Consider the following 12549-nt stretch of genomic DNA (forward strand, 5'->3'; position numbering starts at 1 on the left):
GACTTGACCCGCAAACCCGCGGGCCTGACATTACCCCCACGACCCGGGTCACTTCTCGATGAAAACGCCGGGTCAACTCTCAGTGAAAATCAACACCCAGCGCATAGATCGCGATCTTGAGCAGACGGGGCTGGTTCTCCCGCGGGGTCGATCCTAGCGCCGCGCCGGCCAGGAAGTGCGGCATGAGACAGATCGCCCGCTGGATGGACAGCAGCCTGACATCGGCCAGCACGCCGGACGCCGCGACCAGCGCGGCGATCGCAGCGGCGATCCACAGGCTACGACTGCCAGGGGATATCCAGAGTTCGATGAACAGCATCGTGCCCAGGATCACGCCGATCGCCTGGATGTACCAAAGGTGCCACGATCCGAACAGCAAGGCGTCGACCGGATGGAAACCGCGGCCCGCCACCTTGTCGATGATGCCGACGATCAGGGTCACCAGCAGAAAGGGTGGCCATAGGCGGGACAGCCGTTTGGACCACATGGCGGGCGTCAGCGGGCGATAGCCGCGCGTCCGGCCGTAGAGATAGCCGGTGATGGCGATGAAGATCGGCATCCGGACGAAATGGAGGCTGTCGGCGAAATAGACCCAGGACGATCGCCCGAGGCCCGGTTCGGACCCGATCGCGTGAAATGCCAGCACCAGGAGACACGCTATTCCTCGCGTCTCATCGATCCGATCCGACCGCATGGGCACCACCGTTGCTGTCGCCGCCTCATCGTGCAGCGCAGCATGTATGTCAGACTTACGGTCATTAATTAACTATGATTTTCCGTAACTTAAGCGTCAAACCGACCGCATCAACCTGCATCATCGCGCGGCGAGACGGTAGAGGCCGGCGCCGTGGGGCGGCAACGTGACGGCGAAGTGGCCCTGAACCCGCCCCCGGCTTTCCCCCGACCATAGATCCGTGACCGCGACCGGTGCGATCAGGCCAAGCTGGCGAAGCGGCAGCCCGATGGCCTTGGCCGTCGCGCCGGTGTTGAACAGCGCGACATAGCGGTCGCGGGGCGCGCCGTCGGGCACGGCGGACCAGATGCGGGCGCCGTCCTCGACAAAATGCGGCTGGTTGTTGGTCGAGGCCTGGTTGACCGCCAGCACCGCGCGATTGGTCAGTAGCGCCAGGGTCGCGGCATCCAGATGGCGCAGGTCGCCGCCCATGATCAGCGGCGAGCGCGCGATCGACCACAAGGTCATCAGCGTACGCTGCTCGTCGGGCGTGAACCGGCTGTCCCGCTTGCCGAGCGCCAGCCGGCCCAGCGGCAGCATGTCGGCATCGGGCCACGAGCCCGGCGCACGATAGGGCGTCCAGTTCTCCAGCCGGGTGAACTGCGCCTCCAGCATCGGCCATTCGTCCCAGAAATCGTCGGAGATGCGCCACATCTGCGCGAAGCGGCGGACATGATCGCCGCGCAGCACCGGCGTTTCGCCGGGCGACAGGCTGAGGATCATCGGCCGGCCGCTCCGCTGAATCGCCCGGTGCGCCGCCTCGATCTCCGGCGCGTGCGCGTCATAGGGGCGGCTCATATCGTCCATCTTGATGAAATCGACGCCCCAGCCGGCATAAAGGCGGAAGACACTGTCATAATAAGCCTGCGCGCCCGGCCGCGTCATGTCGACGCCGTACATGTCGGGGTTCCACGAACAGACACTGTTCGTGTCGGCGACATCCGCGGCGTGGTAGCGGGTGCCGAGAATTGGCAGATTGCGCTTCACCGCCAGCCGGGGGATGCCCCGCATCAGGTGGATGCCGAATTGCAGGCCCATGGCGTGGACATCCGCCGCCAGCCTGGTGAAGCCCGAACCGTCGGTGCTGGAGGGAAAGCGGTTGGGTGCGGGAACCAGCCGACCATAATCGTCCATCGCCGGCACGGGCGTCGCGTTGTAACTGTAGCTAGACGCCTCGGGTTCATACCATTGGATGTCGACCGTGAAGATATCATAGCCGAAAGGCAGCAGCCGGGCGCGCATGATCGCTGCGGTCTCGCGCGCCTGCGCCTCGGTGATCGTGGTGGCGAAGCTGTTCCAGCTATTCCAGCCCATCGGCGGGCGGGGCGCGAGGAGCGGGCTGGCCGCCGCGTCCACCCGCGAGGCCGTCACCATCGCGGCACCGGTCGCAGCGCCGCCCGACAGGGCCTCGCGGCGGCTGACCTTCACTTGCATCATCGACACGCCTCCCCCGCCCCGTTCGGCGTCTTCTGTCCGAAGCCCGTCTTACCGGTCGGGGCGAGGGATGTCGCGGCTGCTGTTACGATCAGCTCGGATGCGCCTCGCTTTCCGCCATCGCCTCGCCACTTAGCGTCGGGACCACGGACGAAGCCTCGCCCGCCTCCTCCTCCTCGGACAGCCGCATCTGCTCATAGGCGGTCTCCAGATCCTGGACGCCCGATCCGGTCGGCTGGATCGGCATGTCGGCGAAGCTCTCGGGCTCATGCGGCGTGTGGGCCTGGTCGTGCATCATGCGCTCCTTGTTGATGCGGGTGAAACGCACCGCGGCGTGAACGGTGTCATGCCCTGCCGCGACATTCCCGCACCCGCTCCCGTTCTCACGGGACCACCCCGTCGTTCGGACGCAGCCCCTTTCTCGCGATCCCCCCAGGCTTTTCGGCCCAGAATTTCAGTCCGAAATTATCGGCGTCCTTCCATCCCTTGTTGGCACATACGCAGCGGCATCGCGTTGGGTATCGATGATCGCCCCCCGCCCGACCGACGGTCCCGCCCGCGTCGCGAGTCGCTTCTCCTGGTGGCTATTGGGGGCGATGACGCTGACGTGCCTGTTCGCTTGTCTCGGCGTCGGCTTCCGCATCGATCCGGCACGCGCGGTGCCGCCGTTGCTGACCCTGGCGATGCTCGCCGCCGCCGCGCTGTGGGGGCGGCGCAGCGGCCGGGCGCGACTGGCGGTCGGCGCGGAGGCTTTCCTCCAGATGACGCTGTTCACGATCATCGGCGTAGTCTTCGCCTATGCCCTGGCGGCGCGGGCGGGGCGGTTATGGGATGCGCGCTTCGCTGCGGCCGACCGCTGGCTGGGCTTCGACTGGCCGGCCGTGTTCCGGGCGGTGGACCAGGCGCCGGTCGCCTTGTGGATCGGGGGTTTCGCCTATCACAGCCTGACGCTGCAGATGATCGTGGCGATCGTCGCACTCAGCGCCTGCGGGCAGGCGGAGCGGCTGGCGCGGACCGTGGCCGCCGCCATCCTCGCGGGCTTCGTCACCATCGCCCTGTCGGGGGCAATGCCGGCGATGGGCAATCTCTTCGACCCCACGCACTACCGCCATCTCTGGCCGTCTATCGCCTGGCTGGAGCAGGACCTGATCGCCGGCCTGCGCAACGGCAGCCGCCGCATCCTGGACCTGACGCAGCTGATGGGGATCGTCAGCTTCCCCAGCTATCACGCGACCCTGCCGGTGTTGCTGGCCTGGGCGCAGCGGGACATCCGGGGGCTGCGCTGGACCGCCCCGGTCTGGGCCGGCGTCACCATCCTTGCGACGCCGCTGTTCGGCGGGCATTATGGGGTCGACGTGATCGCCGGCCTGGCGCTCGCGCCGCCGGCTCTGCTCGTCGTCCGCCGCCTGTTCGCGGTCGACCGGTTGCAGCCGGTCCGTGATTCTCGACCGCCTCTGGGAGTGCGCGATGCCGTTGCCTGACCGCCGCGCCCCGGCTGCCGATACCCTGTCCGGCCTGATGCTGGCCGGCGCGATCGCCCTCGCCTGGGCGGCGATCCATCTCGGCGGCATCTTCTTTTGGGAATGGCGCTGGTCCACCGCACCGATCGCCGGGCTGCTCATCCTGATCCAGGCCTGGCTCAGCACCGGGCTGTTCATCGTCGCGCATGACTGCATGCACGGCTCGCTGGCCCCCGGCCGCCCCCGGCTCAACCGGATCGTCGGCACGGTCTGCCTCGCCGCCTATGCCGGTCTCTCTTATGGCGCGCTGCTGCCCAAGCATCATGCCCACCATGCCGCGCCGGGCACCCCGGCCGATCCCGACTTCCACCCCGACGCACCGACCCGCGCGCTCCCCTGGTTCGTGCGCTTCTTCCGGGGCTATTACACCCACGGCCAGATCGTCCGCATCACGCTGGCGGCGATCCTCTACATGCTGCTCGGCGCATCGCTCTGGTCGATCGTTGCCTTCTGGGCGGTGCCGGCCCTATTGGCGCTGGGACAGCTGTTCCTGTTCGGCACCTATCTCCCGCACCGGCACGAGGCGCAGCCCTTCGCCGATGCCCATCACGCGCGCAACAGCCGGTTGTCGCCGCTCCTGTCGCTGCTCACCTGCTTCCACTTCGGCGCCTGTCACCACGAACATCATCTGAGCCCGCAGACGCCCTGGTGGCGGCTGCCCCGGCTACGGCGCGCAACGCCGCGCTGATCGCCGCCGCCGCCACCGGCGCGCCGCCGGCGGCGCGCATCTCCTCCGCCAGACGCCGGGCTGACGCCCGGTAGCCGGGTTCGCCGATCACCGCCGCCAGCGCCTGCGCCAGCCGGGCGGGGGTGAGCGCGCGCATCGGCACCACCCGCCCGGCCCCGATCCGCGCCAGCCGCGCGGCGGTGCCCGGCTGCTCGAAGGCGATCGGCACCGCGACGATCGGCACCTCCGCCGCCAGGGCATCGAGCACGGTGTTGAAGCCGCCATGCAGCACCGCCGCGACGCAGTGGCGGAGCACCGCCTCTTGCGGCCAGAAGGCGCGGACCAGCGGGTCGCCGGGCAGCGCCGCCGCCTCGGCCGCGCTCAGCCCGCCGCCATGGCCGATCACCGCGCGCGCCCCGATGGCGGCGCAGGCCGCCGCCATCGTCGCCAGCAGGTCGCCGCGGCCGCCCTGCAACGTGCCGAGCGAACAGAAGATCAGGGGGCGACCGTCCCGCGTCAGGTCGATCGCGGCCGGCGCGCCGCGCCACGGCGCGCCGTAGCGGAAGGCCGCGGGCAATCGGCGGCGCGGATAGTCCAGACCCGCAGGACATTGCGCCACCTGCACCAGCGGCTCGGCCTCAGTCACGCGCCAGGCTTGCCGTCGCGTGGCCAGCACCCGGGTGATCGGCCGCATCAACAGGTCCGACACCTGGTAGCCGCCCCGGTTGCGGAACCGTCCCAGGCCGTCGGCCCGGTAGCGCCAGCCGAGGAAGGGCGGCGGCACGTCCGGCTCCGCCAACAGCGGCAGGCCGGTGATGGTGCCGACCAGCGGCAGGCCAAGCCGCGCGGCGATCAGGGGGCCGGCAGCCTCGGCCGCATCCGCGATCACCGCCTGCGCGCCGATCCGGGTCAGCACCGCCGGCCCCTGGTCCAGGAGCAGCCCGGTCATGCCCGCGGTCGCGCGGATCATCCGGGTCAGGCCGACCGGTCCGGTCGGGTCGGCGAGCCGCGCATGATAGTCGGACAGGCTGGTCAGCCCCAGCCCCTGGATCGCGGCGAAGCCAATGCGGGGGTCGCCGACCAGGTCCGCCGCCTCGCCCAGATGGACGATCGTCACCCGGTGCCCCACCCGCACCAGCTCGCCCCCCAGCACCTGGAGCGGGTTGAGATGCCCCGGCGTGGGCGGTGCGATGATCGCGACATGGCGTGATTCGATCGGCACGCACCCTCGCGTTGTCAGGCACTTATCAGCCTGATCCGCTAAAGGCCCGATCCCGGCCTGTCCAGCCGATGCACCCTAATCGATGATGCGGAACGTGTAGCCGTAGGACCGCGCCACGCCGCGCACCCGGACATTGTCGATCGTCACGCTATAGGTGACGTTGCGGCCAAGCCCCGCCACCTTCCACTGGATGTTGTTGGGCACGCCATAGCCGAGATTGTCGAAGCTGATGCCCGACACAGTCATCGCCGCGCCATCCGCGCCGGTGACCCGGATCGTCGCGGCGGCATAGTCCACCGCGCTATTATTGCCGGCGCGGGTGGGATCGATGATCGCCGAGAAGGACAGCAGCGCGCTCATGTCGAAATAGCGCGCAGGATAGTCGCCCTGCGGATAGGCGACGAAACTCGGCAGCGCGGCGGCGTCGACCGCCGGCGCGCTCGCCTGGCCGAAGACCTTGAGCGAGGTGGCGTCGGTGCGATTGACCCCATCGCTTCCGGCGACGCGACCATAGGCGATGCTGGTCAGGAAAGGCGACAGGATCCAGCGGCGGTGGCCGACATTGTCCGCGACGATGTTCCGCACCTCGGTCATCCAGCCGGCGAAGATCGTGTCCGTGGGCGTCAGCGAAAGAAAGGGCGACGGCACCGCGCCATAGAGGTTGCTCGACCCGGCGCCTGCGGCGCCGCTGGCGCTGTAGCACTTCCAGCTGGTCGGCGGCGTGTGGCTGAGCTGGCCGTTCGCCGCCATCATCAGCGCGGACTCCATCGCCTCCGCCTGGTCGGCGTCCGAATAGGTGACGGCAGGCAGTTTGTGGAGCGCGCGGATGGTGTTGATCACCGCCAGCGCCTCGGCCCGGACGTTCGCGCCCAGCGTGCCCGCCTTGCAGTTCGCCACGTCCGGCTGGACCGAATAGCTCGCCGCGATCCCCGCGGCCCAGGCGGTCGGGATGCTGGCCGCCGGCGTCGGGCTGGAAGTCGGCGTCGGCATCGCCGTCGGTGCGGGCGTAGCATCGGACGTCGGCGTCGCGGCAGGGGTCGGCGCGGGCGTGGGCGTCGCGGCCGGGATCACGGTCACCGCCGTGCCGGCCCCCGACGCATCACCGCCGCCGCCGCCGCACCCGGCGAGCAGAGGCACGAGGATCAAGGCCCGCCAAGCCGTGGTCGAACGCAACCGCATCATTCCGTCCCTGTTCCGGGCAGATGGAGGGTCCGCCGCGATCGAGACGCTATGCCGTTGAGAAGTTAATGGACGATGTAGACGATCGCGGGATCAGGCGACCGCCGGCACCGCCTCCGCCGTGGACCGCGGCGGGGGTGCGGACGGCCGCCGGGCGGAATTTTTACGGCCGACGGCCGGCAGGCTCGCCACCGCATTGCTCAGCGCAAAGAGCAGCAACATGGTCAGCACGACGCGGCCGTCCGTCGGAATATAGGGGAACATCGCGCCGGCGCAGACCGCGACCCCCAGCCCCATGTCCGACAGGCTCCCCCAACCTCTCGCCCGCGACACGCGGCGGGCCCGATAGGAAGCGAAGGCTTGCGCCACGATGCCGCCGGCGAACAACGCCAGACCGATCAATCCGGAAAACAGCGCGATACCCAGATAGCCGTTCACGAAATCGATGATCCCCTCGCCTTGGCGCAGATCCTCCATCTGCGCGGTGACGATCGAGGGCGGCTGGCCGATCGCCGGATGCTGGCGAACGAGTTCGACGCCGCGATCGTACAGCTTGTCGCGATAGTCGCTGCTGTTCTTCGCATCGACTGAGAAACCAAGAAGGTTGGCGGCCCGCTCACTGGCCAAGGTCAATCCGTAGACACCGCCGAACACCAGAGACAGCGCGGCGACAGGCGCGATCATCCCCGTCACGCCGCGACGGGAAAGCATCACGCCCATGCAACCGGCCACTGCGCCGAGCCAGCCGGTGCGCGACTGCACCGAGAACAGGCCGACCGCGACGATCGCCAGCAATATCCTATGCTTCGCCGGGGACTTGAACAGGTCGCGCGCGGCAAAGGTCGTCACGAAGCAGAGCGCCAGCAACGCGGCCGACAAGGGAGGATTCATCAGCGGTCCGCCGGCGCGCAACATCCCGCCGCGCATCTTCACGTTCGCAAGACCGTAGATGCCGAACTGGTTGCGGAATACCTGGTACATAGGCCAGGCTTTCACGCTTTCGAAGATCGCGACGGCCGAGATGGCCAAGGCCGATGCCACCACGAACAGAACGGCGCTACGCACCGCATCTGCCTCATTCATCGACTTCTTGACGATGTGATAGGGCAGGAACAGGCTCAGGCTGATCTGAACCGTCACGCGCATGACGTTCGTCAGCGAGGAGTCGCGCGCAGAGATGAACGCCAGCACCAACATGACGGCGAATGCCGGCACATCGGCGAGGGAATAACGGGTGCCCTTGCCCTTGGTCCACATGAAGGCGGCGATCAAGGCGCCGAGCGTCACGCACGACTCGGTCGAGATGTTCACCAACTGGAGCGACCCCGCCATTGCGGTAAAGGCGATCCCCGGCAGGGTGACGATCAGGAAGATGATCAGGCCGGCCGCATGCGCCCGATTTCTGATGAACCCGGCCGCGACCACCAGCAAGGCGGCGAAGGCAACGTAGATTTGTCCCAACGACAATCCGAGGAACGCGAATGCCGTGACTTTAGCCGAGGCTCGGCCGACCGGTTTCCATGCCGGCTTCACGCAGGACGCGAAGAGATACATCGCCGCCGCGGTAAGGACCATGATGACAATGGATGATTTGATGACGGAGAACATTGCCCATTATCCAGATGGTTGCAGCCGCCGAGCGGAGCGTGCACGGTCAACATGTAAGCCGGGAATTCTGCCCTGCCGCTCCCGTTACCCGGATCGTGCGTGGTGATCCAGCGATCGCCGGCGTCCTGTCAAACGCCGCCCGACCCGGCTCTTCATGGTCGGTCAGATGCCGCCATCGACCGTCTCATGCCCCGCCGCCCGCAGCGCCGCGGCGAGATCGGCGACGCAGTCGGCGACCAGCGCCGCGTCCGGGCCGCGCACCACCAGATTGGCCCCCACCCGCCCCTCGCGGAAGAAGGGATAGCTGCCGATCGCGATCTCGCCGCGGTCGCGGAACCGCTTCTCCGCGTCGCGCAACAGGTCCGCCACCTCGCTTTCGGCGATCCAGCCGCCGATCGTACGCGACACGACCGGGCGGCCGCCCTCCAGCGTGCCGGTCAGCGAATCGAGCATGCCGGCGGTGATGTGCGGGACGCCCGCCATGATGAAGATGTTGCCGATGCGGATGCCCGGCGCGCCGGATACGCGGTTGACGATCAGGCCGGCCCCCTCCGGCACGCGCGCCATCCGCGCCCGCGCCTCGGTCAGGCCGCCGCGCGTCGCATAGTATTCGGTCAGAACCGCCATCGCCTCCGGGTGATGGACGACGCCCACGCCCAGCGCCGCCGCGACCGCATCGACGGTGATGTCGTCATGCGTCGGGCCGATGCCGCCGGTGGTGAACAGATAGTCGTTGCGCGCGCGCAAACCGTTGACCGCCTCGACGATCGCCGCCTCGCGGTCGGCGACCACGCGCACCTCGGCCAGGCGGATACCCTGCACGTTGAGCCAGGCGGCGACCTGCGCGACGTTGCGATCCTGCGTCCGTCCGGACAGGATTTCATCGCCGATCACGACGAGGGCGGCGGTCCAGATGCGATCGGCCATGGCGCGACCTTAGCCTCGCAAAAGCGCCGCCGCCACGCTATATCGCGACAATGACCGAATATGTGACCGTGACGTCCGACGCGCCCGAGGGCCGCACCGGGGCGATCAAGCTTCATGGCCCCGCCGCCTTCGCCGGGATGCACGCCGCCGGCCGCCTCGCCGCCGAGACGCTGGACATGATCACGCCGCACATGGTGCCCGGCGTCGCCACCGCCGAGATCGACCGGCTGATCTACGATTTCGTGTGCGCGCGCGGCGGCGTGCCGGCGACGCTCGGCTATCGCGGCTACACGCATAGCAGCTGCATCTCGATCAACCATGTCGTCTGCCATGGCATCCCGTCCGAGAAGACGCTGAAGTCGGGGGACATCGTCAATGTCGACGTCACCCCGATCCTGGACGGCTGGCATGGCGACACCAGCCGCATGTACCTGATCGGCGACGTGCCGCTGAAGGCGAAGCGGCTGGTCGAGGTGACCTATGAATGCCTGATGCTGGGGCTGGAGCAGGCCAGGCCGGGCAATCATCTGGGCGACATCTCGCACGTCATCCAGCGCCATGCCGAGAAGCACCGCTACGGCGTCGTCCGCGATTTCTGCGGCCACGGTGTCGGCCGGCTGTTCCACGACGCGCCGGAGGTCGTCCATGTCGGCCGACCCGGCACCGGCCCGGAGCTGCGCCCCGGCATGATCTTCACGGTCGAGCCGATGATCAACATCGGCCGCCCCGACGTGAAGCTGCTCGACGACGGCTGGACCGCCGTGACCCGCGACCGCTCGCTGTCGGCGCAGTTCGAGCATTCAATCGGCATCACCGAGACCGGCTGCGAGATCTTCACCACCAGCCCGGCGGGGCTGCACCAGCCGCCCTATCTGTAGCGTGGCGCCGGCCCCGGGCGGATCGTCGCGTTCGATCGTCCAACCGTGCGGCGCGTTAGTTTCACCGGAATAGTGACGAACCGGCCCGCTCCCGCTAAAGGCGCGGGCCATGACCGCCATCACGCCACAGATCGTCGCCGACCACGGCCTGTCCCCCGAGGAATATGAGCGCGTGCTCCACGCCTTGGGCCGCGAGCCCAACCTTGTCGAGCTCGGCATCTTCTCGGTCATGTGGTCGGAGCATTGCAGCTACAAGTCGAGCCGCCTCCACCTGAAGAAGCTGCCGACCACCGGCCCGCAGGTGATCTGCGGCCCCGGCGAGAATGCCGGCGTGGTCGATATCGGCGACGGCCAGGCCGCCATCTTCAAGATGGAGAGCCACAACCATCCCTCGTACATCGAGCCCTATCAGGGCGCGGCGACCGGCGTCGGCGGCATCCTGCGCGACGTGTTCACCATGGGCGCACGGCCGGTGGCGAACATGAACGCACTGCGCTTCGGCCGGCCCGACCATCCCAAGATGCGCCACCTGATCTCGGGCGTCGTCCATGGCATCGGCGGCTACGGCAATTGCGTCGGCGTGCCGACGGTTGGCGGCGAAGTGAACTTCCACCCCGCTTATGACGGCAACATCCTGGTCAATGCGATGACCGTGGGCGTCGCCGATACCGACAAGATCTTCTATTCGGCGGCCAGCGGCATCGGCAACCCGATCGTGTATGTCGGCTCCAAGACCGGGCGCGACGGCATCCACGGCGCGACCATGGCCTCGGCCGATTTCGGCGAGGATGCGGACGCGAAGCGCCCGACCGTGCAGGTCGGCGACCCCTTTACCGAAAAGCTGCTGATCGAGGCGTGCCTAGAGCTGATGGGCACCGACGTGATCGTCGCGATCCAGGACATGGGCGCCGCCGGCCTCACCTCCTCCTCGGTCGAGATGGCGTCCAAGGGCGGCGTCGGCATCGAGCTGATCATGGACGACGTGCCGCAGCGCGAATCGAACATGACGCCCTATGAAATGATGCTCTCCGAGTCGCAGGAGCGGATGCTCATGGTCCTCAAGCCCGGCCGCGAGGCCGAGGCGGAGGCGATCTTCCGCAAGTGGGAGCTGGACTTCGCGGTGATCGGCCATGTCACCGACACCGGTCGCATGGTGCTGAAGTTCAAGGGCGAGACGGTCTGCGACATTCCGCTGGGGCCATTGGCCGACGAGGCGCCGCTCTACGACCGGCCCTGGGTGCCGACGCCGCCGCGCGCGCCGCTCGCCGACGCGCCCCAATGCCGGGACATCGCCGCCGATCTCAAGACGCTGATCGGCTCGCCCGACATCGCCAGCCGTCGCTGGATTTGGGAGCAGTATGACCATATGGTCGGCGCCGACACGGTGCAGCGCCCAGGCGGCGATGCGGCGGTGGTGCGCGTCCATGGCACCGACAAGGCGTTGGCGATCACTACGGATTGTACGCCGCGCTACTGCTTCGCCGATCCGGTCGAGGGCGGCAAGCAGGCGGTGGCCGAGGCGTGGCGCAACCTGACCGCGGTCGGCGCCAACCCGCTGGCGGTGACCAACTGCCTGAACTTCGCCAACCCGCAGCGGCCCGAGATCATGGGCCAGATCGTCGGCTGCCTCGACGGAATGAGCCAGGCGTGCATCGCGCTCGACTTCCCGATCGTGTCGGGCAACGTCTCGCTCTACAACGAATCCAAGGCGACCGGCGGCGGCTCGGCGATCCTGCCCACCCCGGCGATCGGCGCGATCGGCCTGCTCGGCGACTGGCAGAAGAACATGACCATCGCGTTCAAGGGCGCGGGGGACATCATCCTGGCGGTCGGCACCCGCACCGGCCATCTCGGCCAGACGCTGTGGCTGCGCGAGCTGCACGGCCGCGAGGATGGCCCGCCGCCGCCGGTCGATCTCGATGCCGAGCGTCGCGCGGGCGACCTGGTGCGCAAGGGCATCGCCTCCGGCTGGCTGACCGCCGTGCACGACGTGTCCGACGGCGGCATCGCGGTGACGGTGGCGGAGATGGCGCTGGCCGGCGCGATCGGCGCGATCCTCGACCGCAAGCAGCCCTATGACTGCGCGCGGTCCTTCTTCGGCGAGGATCAGGGCGTCTACATCGTCACCGCCGATGACGCCGCGCTGCTCGACTTCCTGACCGAGGCCCATGCGGCGGGCGTCGAGGTCGAGCCGCTCGGGCGCACCGGTGGCAAGCGCCTGATCTTCGAGCGGCCGGACCGCGACGACGTGGTGTCGCTGGAGGATCTGCGCACCGCGCACGAGGCGTTCTTTCCGACGCTGATGAGCGTCGTGACGGAGAGCTGATCGCCCGCCGACCGGGACAGATGCAAAAAGGGCCGCCCCGTATACCGGAGCGGCC

General features: G+C 68.4%; 11 protein-coding genes. 4 read left to right on the forward strand and 7 right to left on the reverse strand.

Annotated elements, in window-relative coordinates:
* Positions 1-79: 79 nt before the first annotated feature.
* From GGQ96_RS00005 to GGQ96_RS00015, 3 genes are all read right to left on the reverse strand, one after another.
* The gene (locus GGQ96_RS00005; protein WP_281392596.1) at positions 80-694 is read right to left on the reverse strand and encodes an acyltransferase family protein; all 615 of its coding nucleotides are present in this window, start codon (positions 692-694) and stop codon (positions 80-82) included.
* A gap of 120 nt (positions 695-814) precedes the next feature.
* Complete coding sequence (locus GGQ96_RS00010; RefSeq protein WP_184112061.1) at positions 815-2167, reverse strand: glycoside hydrolase family 27 protein; 1353 nt, start codon at positions 2165-2167, stop codon at positions 815-817.
* Between the two features lie 91 nt (positions 2168-2258).
* Positions 2259-2462: a hypothetical protein gene (locus GGQ96_RS00015; RefSeq protein ID WP_184112276.1), complete on the reverse strand. Its 204-nt coding sequence runs from the start codon at positions 2460-2462 to the stop codon at positions 2259-2261.
* Positions 2463-2691: 229 nt separating this feature from the next.
* Here GGQ96_RS00015 and GGQ96_RS00020 point away from each other — a divergent pair, with 229 nt between their 5' ends.
* Both GGQ96_RS00020 and GGQ96_RS00025 read left to right on the forward strand, forming a co-directional pair.
* Positions 2692-3648, forward strand: a complete 957-nt coding sequence (locus GGQ96_RS00020; RefSeq protein ID WP_184110390.1) for a phosphatase PAP2 family protein — start codon at positions 2692-2694, stop codon at positions 3646-3648.
* Positions 3635-4375 (forward strand): fatty acid desaturase, encoded by a 741-nt coding sequence (locus GGQ96_RS00025; protein ID WP_184110392.1) that lies wholly within the window; start codon positions 3635-3637, stop codon positions 4373-4375. Before GGQ96_RS00020 ends, GGQ96_RS00025 begins: the two co-directional genes overlap by 14 nt.
* On the opposite strand, the gene GGQ96_RS00030 is transcribed toward GGQ96_RS00025, so the two are convergent.
* The 4 genes from GGQ96_RS00030 to GGQ96_RS00045 all read right to left on the reverse strand — a co-directional run bounded on the left by GGQ96_RS00030 (position 4275) and on the right by GGQ96_RS00045 (position 9290).
* Complete coding sequence (locus GGQ96_RS00030) at positions 4275-5576, reverse strand: glycosyltransferase (RefSeq protein WP_343058866.1); 1302 nt, start codon at positions 5574-5576, stop codon at positions 4275-4277. The two genes, GGQ96_RS00025 and GGQ96_RS00030, sit on opposite strands and share 101 nt — an antisense overlap.
* A gap of 75 nt (positions 5577-5651) precedes the next feature.
* A complete protein-coding gene (locus tag GGQ96_RS00035) occupies positions 5652-6713 on the reverse strand; it encodes a CAP domain-containing protein (RefSeq protein ID WP_343058924.1) in 1062 nt (353 codons plus the stop codon).
* A 135-nt stretch (positions 6714-6848) separates the two neighbouring features.
* A complete protein-coding gene (locus tag GGQ96_RS00040) occupies positions 6849-8363 on the reverse strand; it encodes an O-antigen ligase family protein (RefSeq protein ID WP_184110396.1) in 1515 nt (504 codons plus the stop codon).
* A gap of 162 nt (positions 8364-8525) precedes the next feature.
* Positions 8526-9290, reverse strand: a complete 765-nt coding sequence (locus GGQ96_RS00045; RefSeq protein ID WP_184110398.1) for a competence/damage-inducible protein A — start codon at positions 9288-9290, stop codon at positions 8526-8528.
* A gap of 50 nt (positions 9291-9340) precedes the next feature.
* Between GGQ96_RS00045 and map the strand changes: the two genes are divergently transcribed.
* Positions 9341-10168 carry a type I methionyl aminopeptidase gene (gene map, locus GGQ96_RS00050; RefSeq protein WP_184110400.1) on the forward strand — a complete coding sequence of 276 codons (828 nt, stop codon included), beginning with the start codon at positions 9341-9343 and terminating at the stop codon, positions 10166-10168.
* Between the two features lie 109 nt (positions 10169-10277).
* Positions 10278-12494, forward strand: coding sequence for a phosphoribosylformylglycinamidine synthase subunit PurL (purL, locus tag GGQ96_RS00055; protein ID WP_184110402.1), 2217 nt, complete (start codon positions 10278-10280; stop codon positions 12492-12494).
* Positions 12495-12549 lie beyond the last annotated feature (55 nt).

The sequence above is a fragment of the Sphingomonas abaci genome (genome assembly GCF_014199625.1).
Lineage (GTDB): Bacteria > Pseudomonadota > Alphaproteobacteria > Sphingomonadales > Sphingomonadaceae > Sphingomonas > Sphingomonas abaci.